This window comes from Streptomyces sp. NPDC031064, from assembly GCF_055570965.1.
Window position 1 is genome coordinate 407,335 of record NZ_JBVIGF010000003.1, and the last position, 18,963, is coordinate 426,297.

The 18,963-nt window shown below is 72.7% G+C and carries 20 protein-coding genes; 7 read left to right on the top strand and 13 right to left on the bottom strand.

Features of this window, described 5'->3' with window-relative positions; all coding sequences use genetic code 11:
- The first annotated feature begins 171 nt into the window (after positions 1 to 171).
- Complete coding sequence (locus ACZ46W_RS12910; protein WP_468335767.1) at positions 172 to 1,107, top strand: Gfo/Idh/MocA family protein; 936 nt, start codon at positions 172 to 174, stop codon at positions 1,105 to 1,107.
- A gap of 37 nt (positions 1,108 to 1,144) precedes the next feature.
- Here the strand turns inward: ACZ46W_RS12910 and ACZ46W_RS12915 are convergent, their stop codons facing one another.
- A complete protein-coding gene (locus ACZ46W_RS12915; protein ID WP_468335770.1) occupies positions 1,145 to 1,894 on the bottom strand; it encodes an RlpA-like double-psi beta-barrel domain-containing protein in 750 nt (249 codons plus the stop codon).
- Between the two features lie 143 nt (positions 1,895 to 2,037).
- Complete coding sequence (locus ACZ46W_RS12920; protein ID WP_468335773.1) at positions 2,038 to 2,400, bottom strand: arsenate reductase family protein; 363 nt, start codon at positions 2,398 to 2,400, stop codon at positions 2,038 to 2,040.
- Between the two features lie 134 nt (positions 2,401 to 2,534).
- On the opposite strand from ACZ46W_RS12920, the gene ACZ46W_RS12925 reads away from it, so the two are divergent.
- A complete protein-coding gene (locus ACZ46W_RS12925) occupies positions 2,535 to 2,810 on the top strand; it encodes a hypothetical protein (RefSeq protein WP_468335776.1) in 276 nt (91 codons plus the stop codon).
- Between the two features lie 68 nt (positions 2,811 to 2,878).
- On the opposite strand, the gene ACZ46W_RS12930 is transcribed toward ACZ46W_RS12925, so the two are convergent.
- Positions 2,879 to 4,507 carry an alpha/beta fold hydrolase gene (locus ACZ46W_RS12930; protein ID WP_468335779.1) on the bottom strand — a complete coding sequence of 543 codons (1,629 nt, stop codon included), beginning with the start codon at positions 4,505 to 4,507 and terminating at the stop codon, positions 2,879 to 2,881.
- Between the two features lie 16 nt (positions 4,508 to 4,523).
- Here ACZ46W_RS12930 and ACZ46W_RS12935 point away from each other — a divergent pair, with 16 nt between their 5' ends.
- The gene (locus ACZ46W_RS12935) at positions 4,524 to 5,705 is read left to right on the top strand and encodes a winged helix DNA-binding domain-containing protein (protein ID WP_468335782.1); all 1,182 of its coding nucleotides are present in this window, start codon (positions 4,524 to 4,526) and stop codon (positions 5,703 to 5,705) included.
- A gap of 43 nt (positions 5,706 to 5,748) precedes the next feature.
- Here the strand turns inward: ACZ46W_RS12935 and ACZ46W_RS12940 are convergent, their stop codons facing one another.
- On the bottom strand, positions 5,749 to 6,192 hold the full coding sequence (locus ACZ46W_RS12940) for a hypothetical protein (protein WP_468335784.1): 444 nt from the start codon (positions 6,190 to 6,192) through the stop codon (positions 5,749 to 5,751).
- Between the two features lie 170 nt (positions 6,193 to 6,362).
- Positions 6,363 to 7,772, bottom strand: a complete 1,410-nt coding sequence (gene glnA / locus ACZ46W_RS12945; RefSeq protein WP_468335786.1) for a type I glutamate--ammonia ligase — start codon at positions 7,770 to 7,772, stop codon at positions 6,363 to 6,365.
- Positions 7,773 to 7,981: 209 nt separating this feature from the next.
- Here glnA and ACZ46W_RS12950 point away from each other — a divergent pair, with 209 nt between their 5' ends.
- Positions 7,982 to 8,449 carry an RDD family protein gene (locus ACZ46W_RS12950; protein ID WP_468335789.1) on the top strand — a complete coding sequence of 156 codons (468 nt, stop codon included), beginning with the start codon at positions 7,982 to 7,984 and terminating at the stop codon, positions 8,447 to 8,449.
- A 64-nt stretch (positions 8,450 to 8,513) separates the two neighbouring features.
- Here ACZ46W_RS12950 and ACZ46W_RS12955 read toward each other — a convergent pair whose 3' ends face one another.
- The 4 genes from ACZ46W_RS12955 to lipB form a co-directional block, all read right to left on the bottom strand.
- On the bottom strand, positions 8,514 to 9,218 hold the full coding sequence (locus ACZ46W_RS12955; protein WP_366129220.1) for a DUF4191 domain-containing protein: 705 nt from the start codon (positions 9,216 to 9,218) through the stop codon (positions 8,514 to 8,516).
- A 10-nt stretch (positions 9,219 to 9,228) separates the two neighbouring features.
- Complete coding sequence (locus tag ACZ46W_RS12960) at positions 9,229 to 9,498, bottom strand: SCO2195 family GlnR-regulated protein (RefSeq protein WP_468335792.1); 270 nt, start codon at positions 9,496 to 9,498, stop codon at positions 9,229 to 9,231.
- A gap of 247 nt (positions 9,499 to 9,745) precedes the next feature.
- The gene (lipA, locus tag ACZ46W_RS12965; protein WP_468335795.1) at positions 9,746 to 10,699 is read right to left on the bottom strand and encodes a lipoyl synthase; all 954 of its coding nucleotides are present in this window, start codon (positions 10,697 to 10,699) and stop codon (positions 9,746 to 9,748) included.
- A gap of 136 nt (positions 10,700 to 10,835) precedes the next feature.
- Positions 10,836 to 11,666, bottom strand: coding sequence for a lipoyl(octanoyl) transferase LipB (lipB, locus tag ACZ46W_RS12970; RefSeq protein ID WP_468335798.1), 831 nt, complete (start codon positions 11,664 to 11,666; stop codon positions 10,836 to 10,838).
- A 279-nt stretch (positions 11,667 to 11,945) separates the two neighbouring features.
- On the opposite strand from lipB, the gene ACZ46W_RS12975 reads away from it, so the two are divergent.
- A complete protein-coding gene (locus tag ACZ46W_RS12975) occupies positions 11,946 to 13,397 on the top strand; it encodes a regulator (protein WP_468335800.1) in 1,452 nt (483 codons plus the stop codon).
- Positions 13,398 to 13,404: 7 nt separating this feature from the next.
- Here ACZ46W_RS12975 and ACZ46W_RS12980 read toward each other — a convergent pair whose 3' ends face one another.
- Both ACZ46W_RS12980 and ACZ46W_RS12985 read right to left on the bottom strand, forming a co-directional pair.
- Positions 13,405 to 14,673 carry an NAD(P)/FAD-dependent oxidoreductase gene (locus tag ACZ46W_RS12980; RefSeq protein WP_468335803.1) on the bottom strand — a complete coding sequence of 423 codons (1,269 nt, stop codon included), beginning with the start codon at positions 14,671 to 14,673 and terminating at the stop codon, positions 13,405 to 13,407.
- A gap of 332 nt (positions 14,674 to 15,005) precedes the next feature.
- Positions 15,006 to 15,911 carry a TIGR01777 family oxidoreductase gene (locus ACZ46W_RS12985; RefSeq protein WP_468335806.1) on the bottom strand — a complete coding sequence of 302 codons (906 nt, stop codon included), beginning with the start codon at positions 15,909 to 15,911 and terminating at the stop codon, positions 15,006 to 15,008.
- Positions 15,912 to 15,944: 33 nt separating this feature from the next.
- Between ACZ46W_RS12985 and ACZ46W_RS12990 the strand changes: the two genes are divergently transcribed.
- Positions 15,945 to 16,442 carry a GNAT family N-acetyltransferase gene (locus tag ACZ46W_RS12990; RefSeq protein WP_468335808.1) on the top strand — a complete coding sequence of 166 codons (498 nt, stop codon included), beginning with the start codon at positions 15,945 to 15,947 and terminating at the stop codon, positions 16,440 to 16,442.
- On the opposite strand, the gene ACZ46W_RS12995 is transcribed toward ACZ46W_RS12990, so the two are convergent.
- Complete coding sequence (locus tag ACZ46W_RS12995; RefSeq protein WP_366129584.1) at positions 16,443 to 16,961, bottom strand: DUF4240 domain-containing protein; 519 nt, start codon at positions 16,959 to 16,961, stop codon at positions 16,443 to 16,445. It abuts the gene before it with no gap.
- Between the two features lie 98 nt (positions 16,962 to 17,059).
- On the opposite strand from ACZ46W_RS12995, the gene ACZ46W_RS13000 reads away from it, so the two are divergent.
- On the top strand, positions 17,060 to 17,992 hold the full coding sequence (locus ACZ46W_RS13000) for an SDR family oxidoreductase (protein WP_468335811.1): 933 nt from the start codon (positions 17,060 to 17,062) through the stop codon (positions 17,990 to 17,992).
- Here the strand turns inward: ACZ46W_RS13000 and ACZ46W_RS13005 are convergent.
- Entirely contained in the window at positions 17,983 to 18,948 is a 966-nt protein-coding gene (locus tag ACZ46W_RS13005; RefSeq protein ID WP_468335814.1) for a helix-turn-helix transcriptional regulator, read from the bottom strand. The two genes, ACZ46W_RS13000 and ACZ46W_RS13005, sit on opposite strands and share 10 nt — an antisense overlap.
- Positions 18,949 to 18,963: the final 15 nt, after the last annotated feature.

An 18,963-nucleotide genomic window follows, 5' to 3' on the forward strand; every position in this document is an offset into this window, starting at 1 on the left:
GCAATACGGGATTTCCCGACCGTTGCCCGTTTGTGAACCCCGTGTTACTCAGGTTTCCTGTGTGTGTTCCTGTCTTTCGCCGGCCGCTGTGCGAGCGCGGGCCCGGGCGAGCCGGAAGGTATGCAGAGGCACGTCCGGTGTGAGGGCCGTACGCGGGGCAGACTGGCGGGCATGGACAGCAAGCCGCGCATCGGACTCCTCGGCACCGGCCCCTGGGCCGACCGCACCCACGCCCCCGCGCTCGCCGCGCACCCCGGCGTCACCTTCAGCGGGGTGTGGGGCAGGCGCCCCGAGGCGGCGGCCGCCCTCGCCGCCGGCCATGGCACGCGGGCGTACGACGACGTGGACGCGCTGTTCGCGGCGAGCGACGCGGTGGCGTTCGCCCTGCCGCCGGACGTACAGGCTCCGCTCGCGGCCCGCGCCGCGGCGGCCGGGTGCCACCTGCTGCTCGACAAACCGGTCGCGACGAGCGTGGCGGGCGCGCGGGAGGTGGCGGAGGCCGCCGGCCGGGCGGGTGTCGCCTCCATCGTCTTCTGCACCCTCCGGTTCGCCTCGGACACCGCCCCCTGGATCGAGGAGCAGGCGGCCCTGGGCGGCTGGTACCTGGGACAGGCGCACTGGCTGGGCGCGCTGTTCTCGCGCGGGTCGACGAGCGCGTACGCCGCGTCCCCCTGGCGCCGCGAGAAGGGCGGGCTGTGGGACGTGGGCCCGCACGTGCTGTCGGTGCTCCTGCCCGTGCTCGGTGACGTGACGGAGGTCACGTCAGCCGTCGCGGGTCCGGGCGACGCCCGGCACCTGGTGCTGCGGCATGCGTCGGGCGCGGGCAGCACGGTGACGCTCAGCCTGAGCGCCCCCGTGCGGGCCTCGGAGGCGGGCATCGTGCTCTTCGGCGACCACGGACGGGCCGCGATGCCGGCGTGGGCGGACGCGGCCGGGGCGTTCCGGGCGGCGGTGGACGCGCTGCTGGGGGCGGTACGGGGCGGGGAGGCGCACGCCTGCGACGTACGGTTCGGGCTGCGCGTGACGGAGATCCTGGCGGAGGCGGAGGCTGCGGCTGCGGGAGGGGCGGAGGCTGCGGGAGAGGCGGAGGCGCGGCTCGCCGACTGAACCGCGCCTCCTGTCCTCGGGTCCGGCCCGGCGGGCGTCAGCCGACGCGCTCGATGCGGGCCTTGCGGATGAGGAACTTGCCGGGCTCGCGTACCTGCTCGAAGGCCGCGTTGTTGAGCAGGGCGCAGCTTCCGGAGACGGAGGTGACCTCGACGGTCGTGGACTTGTTGTTGTCGAGGTTGGTCACCTTGAGCTTGGTCCCGAGCGGGAACTGGTTGCTGGAGGCGGCCGGGGCGCCGCCCTCTCCGGAGAGGGTCACGGTCGACCCGGCGCAGACCACCTCACCGGCCGCGCCACCGCCCTGCTGGTCACCGCCCTGCTGACCGGCACCTTGGCCGTTGCCCTGTCCGGCGCCCTGGCCGTTGCCCGCGCCCTGGCCATTGCCGTTGCCGTTCCCGGCGCCTTGGCCGTTGCCGTTCCCGGCCTCCTGGCCCGCACCGGCGCCCGGTGCCTGGCCGCCCGGTGCCTGGCCGCCGGTTTGCGCGTTGCCCGCACCGCCCTGGGCGCTGCCCTGGCCGACCTCGCACCCGGCAGCGGCCTGCTGGCGCTTGATCTGCTCGATGACGGCCTGCCGGTTGGCGATCCGCGCCTCGGACTGGGCGTCCGGGTTGGCCCGTTGGCCGGCGATGAACTTCTCGTTGTTGCTCAGCGCCGTGGCCAGCCCGTCGCAGGCCACCGACGCCTGGCTGGTCCCGGTCATCACGATCGCCGTGCCGCCGACCATCGCGGCGGCGCCGACGAGCAGGGCGAGTTTCTTCTTACCGCTGAGCGTCTTCTTGCGTGACACGTGGGGGCTCCTGTCCCCGGCCGCACGGGGGAGCGGCGGCCGGATGGGTTCCGTGTGTGCCCCTACGTACGGGTAACGAGCCGGTGCCCGCTCAACCGCCTGCCCACAACTTCCTTAAGGGGAGCATAAATTCCCCGCGCCCCTCACGACCGGCCGAGCGCGTCCCGTACCGCCTCGTCCGTACGGGCGACCACCGCCGTGCCGTCGTCGGCGGTGATGATGGGGCGCTGGATGAGCTTCGGGTGCTCCACCAGCGCCGTGATCCAGCGCTCGCGCGAACCGGCCTCGCGCGGCCAGTCCTTCAGCCCCAGCTCCTTCGCGGCGGGCTCCTGGGTGCGGGTGATGTCCCACGGTTCAAGGCCGAGGCGGGCCAGTACGTCCCGGATCTCGTCGGCGGACGGCACGTCCTCCAGGTAGCGGCGGACGGTGTAGTCGGCCCCTTCCTCGTCGAGCAGCTTCAGTGCGCCACGGCACTTGGAACACGCGGGATTGATCCAGATCTCCATGCCCGTCACCGTACCCCTCACGGCGGCTCAAAGCGGTGCTGGCCAGGGCCGATTGTCAGTGGTGGCCGGTAAAATCGAGGTAGTTCGTGAGGGCCCGGGGGAGGGTCCCCACACCGCGTACCAGGAGGTCGCCGATGGCCGTTGCCGCACTCACGACACTGCCCCTCGAACCCTTCAAGCCCCTTCTGAAGAAGCCACTGCCGGCGGGCCGGCCCCGCGAGTGGTACGTGTCCCACAACCGCCGTCTGAAGGCCATGCGGCTCGCCATCGCCCTGCTCGACTCGGGCGTGTACCACCCGTCGCAGGCCGACAACGAGACGATACGGGACACGGCGGAGCGTATCGGCATTCACCCGCCGTCCGACATCACGTGCCGGATGGTCCGGGCGCTGATCCACAACAGCCGCTGAAAGCCGGTCGCTGAGCACACCCCGTGCCTGCCGCCGCCCACCACGGGGGGCGGCGGCAGGCACGGCACCTACGGCCTCCCGGCCCCGTCCAGCAGCGCGTCCAGGTACGCCTCCAGCCGCGCCGCCAGCACCTGAGGCGTCAGGTCCGTACGCCCCAGCTCCCGCCAGGGCCGCCCCACCTTGTCCGCGTCCGGGGCGAACGCCAGCGCGTCCAGCAGCCGCCAATACAGCCGCGCCTGCCCGTCCCCGGACAGGACGCCGCCGTGCGCCACGTACCGCTCGGCGAACCGCAGCCCGCACGCCACCCCGTACAGCAGCGCCAACGCCGTCGAACAGTGCGCCACATCCAGGTCCGCCGGCCCCCAGGAGGTCTCCACCCAGTCGACGACACCGCTCAGCCGCAGCTCCGAACCGGCGCCCGTGAACAGGACGTTGCCCGGGTGGAAGTCCCGGTGCAGGAAGGTCCCCTCGTACGCCGGTGCCTCCCGGCCGATCACCTCCACCGCCCGCGCCCACAGCTCCGGCCGGGCCGTGTCCTCCGGCACCCTCACCCGCTCCGGCGACGTCCACGCCTGGTACGGGCGCGGACGGGCGCCCTCCGGCACGCGTACGCCATGAACGCGCACCAACTGCCGCGCCAGCAGCTCCACGCGCGCGTCCAGGTCCGCCTCATCGACCCGTACGTCACCGGGCAGCCGCGTCATCAGCAGCGAGGGCGCGTCGCAGAACTCGCCCACGGCGTCCACGGCCAGGCACTCCGGCACCGGCACCGGGACAGCCGGACCGGCCAGCAGGCCCAGCACGTCCGCCTCCCGCGCCAGCAGCCCCGGCGCGTGCTTCCGGTAGAACGGCTTGACGAACGACCGCAGGACCACGTCCCGCCCGCCGCCCGGCCCTTCCGTGCGCAGGAGCCGCATCTGCGAGGTCCAGCCGCCGGCCAGCCACCGCGCCGACCGCACCCGCTCCTCACCGGGCAGTGACTTCTCCACCCAGGCCGGCGTCCGTGGCGGCGCCAGCACCGCGGCGACGAACCGCCGCCGGTCCTCCGCCTCGGTCACGAACCAGACCCCCAGCCGGTGCCCCGCCCGCTCCATGTCCAGGCGCCGGTAGCGGGAGCGGGCCGTGAGCGCGTCCTCGACGGCCTCGGTGACGGCCGGCGGGATCACGTCGTCGTCGCCCGGCACGGCCAGCACCGCCGTACCCTCGTACGCCCGCAGCGCCTCCAGCGCGGCCGAGTCCCGCCAACCGCCCTCGCGCCGGATGATCTCGGTGAACCCGTGCCCGAACCGGACGCCCCACGCCTCGCGCGCGTACACGGCCGGAGCGCACAGCCCGATCGCCCTCACCCGGCCGCCATAGTGGCCGACGAGGTCGGCGACGGTCTGCCCGCTCATGCTGAAGCCCACCAGCACCAGCTCGTCCCCGTCCGGCACCACCCGGTCGATCACCGCGCGCGCCTGTATGAACCGCCGCTCCAGGCTCAACTCGTCCAGCTCGCCGCTGCTGCGCCCATGCCCCGAGAAGTCCGGTGCGAGCACCCGGCAGCCCCGCCCCGCGAACTCGTCCAGCACCGGGACGAGCCGTTCGGCGCTGCCGTTCCCCGCCCCGTGGAGCACCACCACGGTCACGCCCGCCGCGCCACCGGGCTCCCGCAGCACGAAACCGATCCGTTCCCCGTCACACATCACCGCGTCCATGGATAAGTTCTAGACCATGCCCAGCCGCAGCCCCCGAGTCACCGACGAAGAACGCCGCAACCGCATCGCCGTACGCCACCACTTGGCCCCGGCCGCCCGCGCGGCGACGGTCGAGCAGGTCGCGGCCTCCCTCACCGCCCTGCACGGCACCGACCCCGCCACGGTCCACCTCGCCGTGGGGGCCCGGCTCGCCGACCCGGCGGGCCCGGTGGCCGCCATGGAACGGGCCCTGTACGAGGACCGCACCCTGGTCCGCATGCACGGCATGCGCCACACCGTGTTCGTCTTCCCGACCGCCCTCGCACCCGTCGTCCAGTCCTCCACCACCCACGACGTCGCGGCCCGCGAACGGGCCCTGTTCATCAAGCAGTTGAAGGCGGGCAGCTCCCTGGACGAGGCCTGGCTCGCGGATGTCGAGAAATCGACCCTCGAAGCCCTCGCACGGCGCGGCGAGGCCACCGCCGGCGAACTGGCCCAGGACGAGCCACGGCTGCGCGAGCAGTTCACGTACGCCCCTGGCACCAGCTACGAGCAGCGCCAGACCGTCTCGTCCCGGGTGCTGCGCCTGCTCGGCACCGAGGCGCGCGTGGTCCGTGGCCGCCCGCTCGGCTCCTGGACCTCCAGCCAGTTCCGGTGGGCGATCGCGCCCGAGCTCCCCGACCTCCCGCCCGCCGAGGCCCGCGCCACGCTCACCCGCGCATGGCTCGCCTCCCACGGCCCGGTGACCGAGGCGGACCTGAAGTGGTGGACGGGCTGGAAGGTCACCGACGTACGCAAGGCCCTCCAGGACGTCCACGCCGTCCCCGTCGACCTCGACGACGGCACCACCGGCCACGTCCTGCCCGACGACACGGCCCCGACCGACCCCCCGGCCCCCTGGGCGGCCTTCCTGCCGGGCCTCGACCCCACCCCCATGGGCTGGCAGCAGCGCGACTGGTACCTCCCACCCGCCCACCGCGCCTCCCTCTTCGACCGCAGCGGCAACATCGGCCCCACCGTCTGGTGGAACGGCCGCATCGTCGGCGGCTGGGCCCAACGCCCCAACGGCGAACCCGTCTGGCGCCTCCTGGACCCCGACCCGGGCCGCGAAGCCCTCGCCGCCATCGAATCCGAAGCCGCCCGCCTCCACACCTGGCTCGGCCCCACCCGCATCACCCCCCGCTTCCGCACCCCCCTGGAACGCGAGCTGTCGGCCTGACACCGGCACACGCGTGAGGGCCGCCACCCGACGGACTCCGTGATCAGCCCTGGAGGACGACCACGAACCTGTCGTCGTAAGGGGTCTCCTCGTCCTTCGGCATGAGCAGAAGCGAGAGCGTGGAGCGTTCACCGGCGAAACGGACATCGACGAAGGCTTCCTTCTCGCCCAGGTGGAAGTCCGCCGTGGCGGGGCCCTGGGCGGCGTCACCCCAGCGGGCCACCCACCGCTTCGCTTGGTCCTTGGTGCCGCTGTCCTCCTCGGCCAGCTCGGACAGGCCATCGGCGTCGCGGGCCTTGAGGCGGGCAAGGACCTGCTCGGCGGTGGCGAGGCTGCCAGGGGTGGGGCGCCCCTTCACCGTCAGTTCGAGCTCGGCGGTGCCGTCCTTGGTGCGTTCAGGCGTCTTGTCGGTGGAGAAGGCATCGCAGCCGCCGAGCAGCAGCACGAGTGCCCCGACCAGCCACACCGACCTGGGCGCCCGCCTCAACTGCTTTTCCCGGCCGGACGATGCTGGGTCACGCTGATGTTGCCTCCCTTGGCGGCGGTGATGACACCTCATAAACGGCCGTCGGCCGTGCCTTCCGGTGAGGGGAGAGCACGGCCGACGGCCCACAGACGGCCCAGGCGAGCGGAGGCCCGCTCTGACCTGCGGCGATCTTAGATGTCGAAGTACAGCTCGAACTCGTGCGGGTGCGGGCGGAGCTGGATCGGCGCGATCTCGTTGGTGCGCTTGTAGTCGATCCACGTCTCGATCAGGTCGGACGTGAAGACACCGCCGGCCTGGAGGTACTCGTTGTCCTCCTCCAGGGCGTCGAGGACGGCCGGGAGGGAGGTCGGGACCTGCGGGACGCCCGCGTGCTCCTCGGGGGCGAGCTCGTAGAGGTCCTTGTCGATCGGCTCGGCCGGCTCGATCTTGTTCTTGACGCCGTCGAGGCCAGCGAGGAGCAGCGCCGAGAAGGCCAGGTACGGGTTGGAGGACGGGTCCGGGGCGCGGAACTCGACGCGCTTGGCCTTCGGGTTGGAGCCCGTGATCGGGATGCGCATCGCGGCGGAGCGGTTGCGCTGCGAGTAGACCAGGTTGACCGGGGCCTCGAAGCCGGGGACCAGGCGGTGGTAGGAGTTCACCGTCGGGTTGGTGAAGGCCAGCAGCGACGGGGCGTGCTTGAGGATGCCGCCGATGTAGTAGCGGGCGGTGTCCGAGAGGCCGGCGTAGCCCTGCTCGTCGTAGAAGAGCGGGGAGCCGTTCTGCCACAGCGACTGGTGGACGTGCATGCCGGAGCCGTTGTCACCGAAGATCGGCTTGGGCATGAAGGTCGCGGTCTTGCCGTTGCGCCAGGCGACGTTCTTCACGATGTACTTGAAGAGCATCAGGTCGTCGGCCGCGGCGAGCAGCGTGTTGAACTTGTAGTTGATCTCCGCCTGGCCGGCGGTGCCGACCTCGTGGTGCTGGCGCTCGACCTGGAGGCCGGCCGCCTCCAGCTCCAGGGAGATCTCGGCCCGCAGGTCGGCGAAGTGGTCGACCGGCGGGGCCGGGAAGTAGCCGCCCTTGTAGCGGACCTTGTAACCGCGGTTGTCCTCGAGGGCGCCGGTGTTCCAGGCGCCGGCCTCGGAGTCGATGTGGTAGAAGCCCTCGTTGGCCGAGGTGTTGAAGCGGACCGAGTCGAAGACGTAGAACTCCGCCTCCGGGCCGAAGTACGCGGTGTCCGCGATGCCGGTGGAGGCGAGGTAGGCCTCGGCCTTCTTGGCGATGTTGCGCGGGTCGCGGCTGTACTGCTCGCCCGTGATCGGGTCGTGGATGAAGAAGTTGATGTTCAGCGTCTTGTCGCGGCGGAACGGGTCCAGGCGCGCGGTCGACAGGTCAGCGCGCAGCGCCATGTCGGACTCGTGGATCGCCTGGAAGCCGCGGATCGACGAGCCGTCGAAGGCCAGCTCCTCGGTCGGGTCGAACGCCGTGGCCGGAATCGTGAAGTGCTGCATCACGCCGGGAAGGTCGCAGAAGCGGACGTCGATCATCTTGACGTCGTTGTCCGCGATGTACTTCTTGACGTCGTCGGCGTTCTGGAACATCCAACTCCTCCTACTCCCACCCGGGGGAGGGCGGGGTTGTAGCTCGGTCGTGCGGCCAGTGCGGTGGCACACGCTGGTTCTGACCCTAGGGACGCGGGATTTCTCAAGCGTGACCCATTTGTTTCGACCAAGTTAACCGGCTCGCGCGCCCGCGCGCCCGAACAGACCCGGGTCGAAGTGATCGAAAGCGGGCACAGTACGGTGGTCGGGTGGACAACAGGCAAGCAATCGGATCGTGGCTCTCCGGGCCGCGCGCGGCCGCCGAGGAGATGGGCGCCGACTTCGGCTACCGGGGCGAACGGCTCGGCCTGCCGCAGGAGGGGCCGGGCTCCATCGCCCCCCTCGGACGCCGTTTCGGTGCCCTGTTCCTGGACTGGACGCTGTGCATGGTGATCGCATACGGCCTGATCGCGCCGGGTGACCAGGCGGCGGCTGGCAACTGGGCGGTGGCCGTTCTCTTCGTGCTCAGCGTGCTCACCGTCGGCACGGTCGGCAGTACGCCCGGTAAGCGGCTGCTCGGCCTGCGGGTCATCTCCGTCGAGGGCGAGCGGCTCGGTTTCGGGCGGGTGGTCATCCGCAGCGCGCTGCTCTGCCTCGCCATTCCGGCGCTGATCTGGGACCGCGACGGCCGCGGTCTCCACGACCGGCTCTCGCGCGCCGTTCAGGTGCGCGGCTAGCGGTACGACAAGAGGGGCGCCCCACCGCGACGGTGGGGCGCCCCCTTTGCTCGTACTCGTACGCCTAGCGCATCTTGCCGCGCGGCATCCGCATGCCCTTCGGCATCGGACCCTTCGGCAGCGGCATGTTGCTCATCAGGTCGCCCATCGCCCGCAGCCGGTCGTTGGCGGCCGTCACCTGCGGGCCGGAGAGCACCCGCGGCAGCTTCAGCATGGTCGTACGGACCTTCTTCAGCGGCACCTGGCCCTCGCCGTTGCCGACGATGATGTCGTGCACCGGCACGTCGACCACGATGCGGGCCATCTTCTTCTTCTCGGCCGCCAGCAGCGTCTTGAGCCGGTTCGGGTTGCCCTCGGCGACCAGGACGATGCCGGCCTTGCCGACCGCGCGGTGCACCACGTCCTGGTTGCGGTTCATCGCCACCGCCGGGGTGGTCGTCCAGCCGCGCCCCACGTTCTGCAGGACGGCGGCCGCCGCGCCGGGCTGGCCCTCCATCTGCCCGAAGGCCGCCCGCTCGGCGCGGCGCCCGAAGACGATCGCCATCGCGAGGAAGGCCAGCAGGAAGCCCAGGATGCCCAGGTAAATGGGATGCCCGACAAGGAAGCCGATCGCGAGGAGGACGCCGAAGACGACGATTCCCACGCCAGCGACGACAAGACCGACCTTCGGATCGGCCTTTCGGGTCATCTTGTACGTCAGAGCGATCTGCTTCAGTCGCCCGGGGTTCGCAGCGGCGTCACCGCTGTCTGATTTTGCCTTCCTCGCCATGCTGTGAAGTTTACGTGGCCCGGGAAGTGCGGCCCGCCACGGCCTCCAGTACGTGCTGCGCCTCGACCCGGTCCCTGGCCCGGCGCCGGTCCTCCAGGACGGACGTCCAGGCGTTGCGGCGGGCCGTGCGCTGGCCGCCGCTGAGGAGGAGCGACTCCACGGCGCGCAGGGCGTCGGTGACGGACGGGAAGGCGTTGGCCCGGACCTCAGAGACATCGCGTACGGAGCGCTTCCGGCGCGCTTGGTCTGCCTTGCGTACCTGCTGGGTCGCGGCCTGCATGTCGGGGGTCCTCCCTGGGATCGGATTCTGCGGGAGTGGGGGTGATGCACGGCGCTCCGGGCGCGGCGGTGTGCGCGGGGCGTACAAGCATCGTCACTGATTGGTGTTACCAGGGCGTGACCGACCGGTCAAACGCCGATGAAACCTTTATGCGGGGCCCGCGCATACCGACGCGGCCCGTACACGCCCCTCACCTGGGGGCATGTACGGGCCACGGAACGAGCTCCTGCACCGCTTGTGCGGCGATTCACACAGTCGCCTGGCTCCGCCGCTCCATCGCCTGCTGGAAGAGGCGGCCGGCGCGGTACGACGAGCGGACCAGCGGGCCCGACATCACGCCGGAGAAACCGATCTCGTCGGCCTCCTCCTTCAGCTCCACGAACTCCTGCGGCTTCACCCAGCGCTCCACCGGGTGGTGGCGGACCGAGGGGCGCAGGTACTGGGTGATCGTGATGAGCTCGCAGCCCGCGTCGTGCAGGTGCTGGAGCGCCTCGCTGACCTCCTCGCGGGTCTCGCCCATGCCGAGGATCAGGTTCGACTTGGTCACCAGACCGGCCTCGCGGGCCTTGGTGATGACCTCCAGCGAGCGCTCGTAACGGAAACCGGGGCGGATGCGCTTGAAGATGCGCGGCACGGTCTCGACGTTGTGGGCCAGCACCTCGGGGCGGGCGGAGAAGACCTCGGCGAGCTGCTCGGGCACCGCGTTGAAGTCGGGGATCAGCAGCTCGACCTTGGTGTGGCCGCCCTCGCGGTCCGCCGTCATCGCGTGGATCTGGCGCACGGTCTCCGCGTACAGCCAGGCGCCGCCGTCCTCCAGGTCGTCGCGCGCGACGCCGGTGATCGTGGCGTAGTTCAGGTCCATCGTGACGACCGACTCGCCCACGCGGCGCGGCTCGTCCCGGTCCAGGGCCTGCGGCTTGCCCGTGTCGATCTGGCAGAAGTCGCAGCGCCGGGTGCACTGGTCACCGCCGATGAGGAAGGTCGCCTCGCGGTCCTCCCAGCACTCGAAGATGTTCGGACAGCCCGCCTCCTGGCAGACCGTGTGCAGTCCCTCGCTCTTGACGAGCTTCTGGAGCTGGTTGTACTCGGGGCCCATCTTCGCCCGGGTCTTGATCCACTCGGGCTTGCGCTCGATGGGGGTCTGGCTGTTCCGGACCTCCAGGCGCAGCATCTTGCGTCCGTCGGGTGCGACTGCGGACACGGCTGGCTCCTACGGCTTCGATTCCTCGGCGAACACCAGGGTACGCCCGATAAAAGTGTGGCCTTCTCGGCGGCCGTCGTTACGCCTGGCCAACCTCTGGCCCAGGGGGTGCATTCCCCGGCGTGCGGACGCGGACCTAGGCGGGTGCGGCGGCCGGCGCGGGGTCGGCGGGCTCGTCGTCGCGCTCGATCTCGCGCGGCTTGAGCTCCGCGTTCTCCAGGACGTCCCGCAGGTGCCGTTCCACCACCGGCAGCACCTCGGCGATCGTCACCTCCCGGCCGACCTCCTCCGACAGCGACGTCACGCCCGCGTCCCGGATGCCGCACGGCACGATCCGGTCGAACCAGGTGTTGTCCGGGTTCACGTTCAGCGAGAAGCCGTGCATCGTGACGCCCTTGGCCACCCGGATGCCGATCGCCGCCAGCTTGCGGTCCTCGCGGCGCTGGCCGGCGTTGGACGGGGCGTACTCGGGGCCGTTCAGCCGCGCGTCGAACTCCTCGTCGTGCAGGCGCGGGTCGAAGTCCAGCGACAGCCCGCCCAGCGACGGGCGCTGCTCCACCGGGTCGCCCAGCACCCACACCCCGCTGCGGCCCTCGATCCGCGTGGTCTCCAGGCCGAAGTCCGCCGCCGTACGGATCAGCGCCTCCTCCAGGCGGCGCACGTGCGCGACCACGTCCACCGGGCGCGGGAGCTTCATGATCGGGTAGCCGACGAGCTGGCCGGGGCCGTGCCAGGTGATCTTGCCGCCGCGGTCCACGTCGATGACCGGCGTACCGTCCAGGGGCCGCTCGCTGTCCTCCGTGCGCCGCCCGGCCGTATACACCGGCGTGTGCTCCAGCAGCAGGCAGGTGTCGGGGATCTCGTCCGCGAAACGGGCGGCGTGGACCTCGCGCTGCCGGTCCCACGCCCGCTGGTACTCGACCGCGTCCGCGCCGAAGCCCACATGGACGAATCGCAGCTCACTCACGGCAACGCCTCCCTAGAACCTTGCACCCGAATCTCGCAGCTCTTGCAGCGTGCATTCATCGCGCCCCCGCCACTGTACGGCGGCGCCCCTGGCCACCGGCGGGCAGGTGCGTTCCCGCCGGACGCCGCTGCCCGACGTCAGCGGCGCCCACAATCCTCACACGATCGGATGAATGTGGGTCGAACGCGGCAGTCCGGACGTCGGGGGCAGTTAAATTCGCGCCGTTCCAAGGGGGACTGCACCCCGGCCCAGAAGGCAAGGCAGGAGACCGCACAGCCGATGACGGATCGCCCCCCGCAGCGCACCCCCAACCGCCAGCTCGCAGCCCTCATCGCCGAAGCCGGGTTCTCCAACGCCGGCCTGGCCAGACGCGTGGACCAGCTCGGGCTCGAACACGGCCTCGACCTGCGGTACGACAAGACGTCCGTGACCCGCTGGCTGCGCGGGCAGCAGCCGCGCGGCACCACACCCGCACTGATCGCCGAGGTCTTCACCCGCCGCCTCGGGCGCCGGCTCTCCGCCCAGGACCTGGGCCTGGACGCCTGCGCACCGGTGTACGCCGGGCTCGAATTCGCCGCCACGCCCGAGGAGGCGATCGACATCGTCAGCGGGCTGTGGCGCAAGGACTCCGGCAGCCATGCCGAACTCCGCAAGATCGCCTTCACCCCGGCGGGGCTCGTCGTCCCCAGCCGCGACTGGCTGATCGGCCGCGCCGACGAGCGCGTCGGCCGTGGCGACCCCTCACCCGCCGGCGAGCCCCGCGTCCCCGCCCAGGGCCGCGCCACCGCCTCCGTACCGCGCCAGCGCTCCACCGACCGCGCCCCCGGCCAGCGCGTCACCGGCGGCGACATCGCCGCGCTCCGGTCCGTCGGCGAGCTGTTCCGCACCCTCGACCACGCGTACGGCGGCGGGCACGCCCGCCAGGCACTCGTCCGGTACCTGGAGCACGAGGCCGAGCCGATGCTGCGCGGCGTCTACGGCGAGACCGTCGGGCGCCGGCTGTTCGCCGCCGCGGCGGACCTGACCCGGCTGGCCGGCTGGACCTCGTACGACATCGCCGCGCACGGCCTCGCCCAGCGGTACTTCGTCCAGGCGCTGCGGCTCTCCCAGGCCGCCGGGGACCGCGCCTACGGCAGCTACGTCCTGATCACCATGAGCCGCCAGGCCGTCTACCTCGGGCACGGGCGCGAGGCCGTGCAGCTCGCGCGCGTGGCCCAGCAGGGCGTCGGCTCGTCCGCGCCGCCCGTCGTCCAGGCGATGCTGCACGCCGTCGAGGCGCGCGGGCACGCCGTCCTCGGCGAGGTGCGGGCGTGCACCTCCTCGCTCGTACGGGCCGAGCGGGCGCTGGACGCCGCCCGGCCCGGTGACGACGTGCCGTACTGGGCACGGTTCTTCGACGAGGCGCAGCTCGCCGACGACTTCGGCCACTGCCACCGCGACCTCCAGCAGTACCGGGCCGCCGTGCAGCACGCGGAGCGCTCCCTCCAACTGCGCGCGCCGGGCTTCGCGCGCAGCCGACTGTTCTGCCGGATCGTGCTCGCCACCGCCCGCCTCGGCCTCGGTGAACTGGACCAGGCATGCGCGCTCGGCGCGGAGGCCGCCCAGCAGGCCTCGGAAATGCGCTCGGCGCGCGCCGTGGAGTACGTCCGGGACTTCGAGCGCCGCCTGGAGCCCTACCGGGACGCGACGGCGGTACGGAACTACCGCGACCGGGTGGGCGCCATCGGGTAGCCGGAGCCTAGGCGGCCGCCCGCAGCGGCGGCGCCTTGTACGCGGCCGGGACACCGAGGTCCCGGAGGACCGCCTCGGCGGCGCGGCGGCCCGAGCGGTAGGCACCCCGGACGGTGCTCGTGTCGCGGTGGTCGCCGCACACGTACAGGCCGCCCAGCAGCCGGACCGGCCGGTGCGGGTCGTGCGGCGGCGGCATCGCCGGGACCGCCTCCGGGTCGTGGTGCACGGCCAGCAGCTCCCAGTCGTGGGTCGCCGTCCCGTACAGGGCGGCCAACTGCCTCCTGACCCGCTGGTCGAGCCGGTCCGGCGGGGCGCCGAGCACCGTCGAGCTGATCAGCACGCGGCCCTGCGGGGCGCGCGACGGGTCGACCTCGCTCATCACGGCCGAATGCGACACCGGGCCGGTGCGGTCGCCGTCCAGGACGAGCGCCGGGTCCGGCAGCGGGGTGGCGGGCGCGGTGTGGTGCACCACCGTGACGGGGTGGAAGCCCGGCACGCGCAGGCCCGGCAGCAGCTCGGCGGCCGCGCGGGCGCCGGTGGCCACGACCAGGGAACGGCAGTTCAGCTCGCCGTGCTCGGCCGTGACGACCTTGTTGATGGACGCGTCCTTGACGTGGACGCCGGTCTTCACCGTGCCCGGCGGCAGCGTCGCCGCGAGCCGCTCCGGGAGGGTGGCCGCGCCGCCCGCCGGGACGCACAGCCGGCCGCGTGCGAAGTCCCGCAGCGCGAGGTCGGCGCAGCGGGAGGACGTGGTCAGGTCCGGGTCGCACAGCAGGGCGGACAGCAGCGGGCGGACGAACCCGCTGACGGTACGCGCCGGCAGGCCGCGCCCCGCGAGCGCGTCCACCGCCGGGCGCTCGGGCCGGGCGAGCAGCCGGGCGTCGCCGGTCGCGGCGAGCCGGGCGAGCGCGGCGCCCAGCCGGGCCTGGTCCAGCGGGCGCGGCGCGCTCGCCAGGGCCCGCGCCCTGGCCCACCGGGCGCTCCTGGTGACCTCACCCGTGCGGTGCAGCCGGCCCTCGCTGTGCACCAGGACGCCCGGCTGGAAGAGCCGGAGGTCGGCGCCGGCGAGGCCGGGGTACGAGGTGCTGAGCAACTGCCCGATCCGGTCGAGCCGGAACCCGTCGATGTGCTCGGTGGCCATGCGGCCGCCGATGTGAGGGGCGGCTTCCAGGACGCTGACGGTCACTCCCGCACTGGTCAACTGGTGAGCCGCGGCAAGGCCCGCGATTCCGGCTCCTACGATGACGACGTCCGCGTGGCGTGCGTGCTTGAGCACGTGTCCCTCCCCGGGGTGGCGGTTCGTGCGTGGGGGTGCGTGGGGGGCTCATGCCCTTAACAGGGCGCTGGAATACCCGAGTTCGGGCTCCGAGCGTATGAGCGAACCGTGGGCCCGGTCACACGCGCGCGTGGGGGGTCACCGAAGCACGGGGTCGCACGAACGAGGCCCCCCGGAGCGCCACGCCTTCCCCCGCCCCCGGAGCGCCACGCCTGCCCCAGGCCCCGGAGCGGCACGCCTTCCCCCGCCCCCGGAGCGCCACGCCTGCCCCAGGCCCCCCGCGTGGCTCCGGCCGCACGCCCCCGTGCCGGGGCGACCCGCGCCCGCGGGCGTCACCTCGCGGAGGCGATGGACGCGTCGATCGTCGGGAAGGCGAACCGGAACCCGGACTCCAGCAGGCGCGCGGGCAGGACGCGCTGGCTGCCCAGGACGTCCGCCGCGAAGTCGCCCAGCGCGATCCGCAGCGCCGGGGCCGGAACGTGCAGGAAGGCGGGGCGGCGCAGGACGCGGCCCATCGCGGCGGTGACCTCCCGGTTGGTGACCGGCTCGGGAGCCGTGAGGTTCACCGGGCCGGCCAGGGACCCGGTGTCGAGGATGTGGCGCAGCGCGGCCACCTCGTCGTGCAGGGAGATGAAGCTCCAGTACTGCTCCCCGCTGCCGAGGCGCCCGCCCAGGCCGGCCCGGAACAGCGGGAACAGCCGCCCCCACGCGCCGCCCTCGCGGGCCACGACCAGCCCGGTGCGGGCGTACGCGACCCGGATGCCCGCCTCCTCGGCGGCCGCCGCGGCCTCCTCCCACTCGACGCACACCGACGGCAGGAAGCCGTCACCGGCGGGGGCCGTCTCGTCCACGGCCCGCATCCCGGTGTCGCCGTAGTAGCCGAGCGCCGTCCCGCACAGCAGGACCTTCGGCGGGGTGTCCAGGGAGGCGAGGGCCTCCGCGATCGCCGCCGTGCCGAGCACCCGGCTGTCCCGGATCTCCTGCTTGTACGCCTCGTTCCAGCGCCGTTCGCCGACGCCCGCGCCCGCGAGGTGGACCACGGCGTCGCAGCCCACCAGCCCGGCCACGTCCACGTACTGCCGCTTGGGGTCCCACTCGACCTCGTCACCGGCCCGCGCGGGGCGCCGGACGAGCCGGACCACCTCGTGTCCGTCGGCCCGGAGCGAGCGGACCAGGGCCGTACCGATGAGACCGGTGGAGCCGGTGACCGCGATACGAGCGATACGAGAACGTGTCATGGGCCCATCCTGCCCCGTGGCACAGTGTCGGTCATGACCGCCCCGCACATACGCCCGGCGCGCCCCGAGGACGGCGACGCCCTCGCGCGGATCGACCGCGACACCTGGTCGCCGCTGCACGCCGTGGTTCCCAGGCCGCAGCCGCCGTACGACCCGTTCTTCGACTCCGGTCACCGCCCAGAGGACTTCCTCGTGGCGGAGGACGGCGGCCGTCCCGCCGGATACATCCGGCTCGTGCCGCCCACCCGGCTCGCCTGCAACCAGCACGTGCGCCAGATCCAGGGCCTCGCCGTCGCCGACTGGGCACGCGGCCGGGGCATCGCCCGCGCCCTGCTGCGCGCGGCGTGCGACGAGGCCGTCCGCCAGGGCGCCACCCGCATCACGCTGCGCGTGCTGGGCCACAACAAACCCGCCCGCACGCTCTACGCGTCGGAGGGGTTCGTCGTCGAGGGCGTACTGCCGGGCGAGTTCTACCTGGACGGCCGGTACGTCGACGACGTCTTCATGGGCCGCGGCCTCCCCAGGCGCTGATCACACCCCGAAACGGTCCCAGAGCCGGGGGAAACGCTCCTCCAGCGCCGCGTCGTCGTCGAAGTCGAACGGTGTGCCCTCCGGCTCCGGGGCCTGCGGCGGGATGCCGAGGTCCGGCGCGACGACGCCGGTCAGTTGCTCGTACGCCTCGTCCGCCGCGTACCCCAGCTCCTCGCCGTCCCCGTCGATCTCCTCGTCGAAGTCCTCCAGCAGCTCGGCGAGCGAGTCCGGGTCGTGCACCGCGCCCTCGAACACCTCCCGGCCCTGGCCGATCAGCCAGCAGCGGAAGTAGTCGAACGCGTCGTCGCTGGCGCCGCCCAGCAGTACGGCGGCCGCGCCCCACAGGTCCCAGGTGTAGGCGCGGTTGTAGCGGGCCTCGAAGTGCCGGGCGAAGTCCAGCACGGAGTCGGGGTCGAGCTGGAGGAGCCGCTCGACGAGCAGCTCGGCGTGGTCCTCGGGGTCGCCCTCGGCGGCCTCACGGGTCGTGTCGATGATCTCCCAGAACTCCGTCTCGTCCATCACGGGACAAGCATCCTGGGTCGGGGGTGACAGTGCACGCGGAGCGGCCAAAATGAAACCGGACAGAGGATGTCGTATATGACTGCCACAGTCGTCCCATGACGACACAGCAGACCGACAGCACGCCGCTCGCCGGAACCATCGCCCTCGTCGCGGGCGCGACACGCGGCGCCGGCCGGGCCGTCGCCGTACAGCTCGGCGCCGCCGGAGCCACCGTCTACGTCACCGGCCGCACCACCCGCGGCAATGTCAGCGAGGTCGGGCGGCCGGGCGAGACCATCGAGCAGACCGCCGAGCTGGTCACCGAGGCGGGCGGCGAGGGCATCGCCGTGCGGGTCGACCACCTCGTACCGGACGAGGTCCGCGAGCTGATCGCCCGGATCGACCGGGAGCGGGGCCGGCTCGACGTCCTCGTCAACAGCCTCTGGGGCGGCGACCACCTGTTGAAGTTCGGCGTCAAGATGTGGGACACGGAGCTGGACGCCGGGCTGCGCATGCTGGACCTCGGCATCCGCAGCCACGCCATCACCAGCAGTTGCGCGCTGCCGCTGCTGGTCCGGCACCCGGGCGGACTGGTCGTCGAGATGACGGACGGGACGGCCGAGTACAACACCCGCTTCCGGGAGAACTTCTACTACGACCTCGCCAAGACCACCCCGATCCGGATGGCCTTCGCCCTCTCCGAGGACCTGAAGGACGTGGCCGGCACGGCCGTGGCGGTCACCCCGGGCTTCCTGCGCTCCGAGGAGATGCTCGACGCCTTCGGCGTACGGGAGGACAACTGGCGCGAGGGGGCGAAGAAGGACCCGCACTTCGCCATCGCCGAGTCACCCGTCTACGTCGGCCGGGCGGTCGCCGCGCTCGCCGCCGACCCCGGCAGGGCGCGCTGGAACGGCCAGTCGCTGTCCAGCGGGCAGCTCGCCAAGGTGTACGGCTTCACCGACGCCGACGGGTCGCGGCCGGACGCCTGGGGGTACTTCCTCGACGTCGTCCACGGCGGGAAGAACGCGACCGCCGACGACTACCGGTAACGGCGCGCCATCCGGTCCGCCGCCTCCGCGAACCGGGCCCGAAGCGTGGCCGGTTCCAGCACCTCCGCCTCCGGCCCCAGGGCGAGGAGCTGGGCGTACGCGACCTCCTCCGACTCCACCGGCAGGGTCACCGTCACCCGGCCCCGCTCGTCCGGCGGACCGGCCGCCTGAAGCGCCTCCTCGGCGGCGGCCCGGTCCGTCACGTACGGCAGGCGCCGCGCGCCTGCCTCCGTCAGCCGCACCACCGCCTCCGCACGGAGGATGGAGCGGGCGAACTCGGCCGCCCGCTCCTCCCAGAAGCCGGGCAGGTCGAACTCCTCGTCCCGTACGAAACGCTCGTCGCCCAGCGCGGCGGCGGTGAACCGGTCCACCCGGTACACACGGAACGACGTCCCGGCATGGGCGCACAGGTACCAGACGCCCGCCTTGAGGACGAGCCCGTAGGGAGCCAGCTCCCGGTCCACCTCGGTGTCCGCGCGCCGGTAGCGGACCGAGACCATCCGGTCGTCCCACACCGCCTCCGCGATCAACGGCAGCAGCTCCGGCGTCTCCGGCTCCTGGTACCAGCCCGGGGCGTCGAGGTGGAACCGCTGCGCCGCCGACGACGGCGCGTCCCGCAGCGACGGCATCAGCGCCGCCGACACTTTCAGGCGGGCCGCCGACGCCGCGTCGTCCAGGCCCATCTCGCGCAGCGCGCCGGGCACCCCGGACAGGAACAGGGCCTCCGCCTCGCTGCGCGCCAGGCCCGTCAGCCGCGTCCGGTAGCCGCCGATCAGCCGGTAGCCGCCCGCCCGGCCCCGGTCCGCGTACACGGGCACCCCGGCCTCGGAGAGGGCCAGCGCGTCGCGGGTGATGGTGCGTTCGGAGACCTCCAGCTCGCGGGCCAGCTCGGCGGCCGTCATGGAGGGCCGGGACTGGAGCAGGAGCACCATCTTGATCAGCCGGGCAGCGCGCATGCCCACATCATGCCC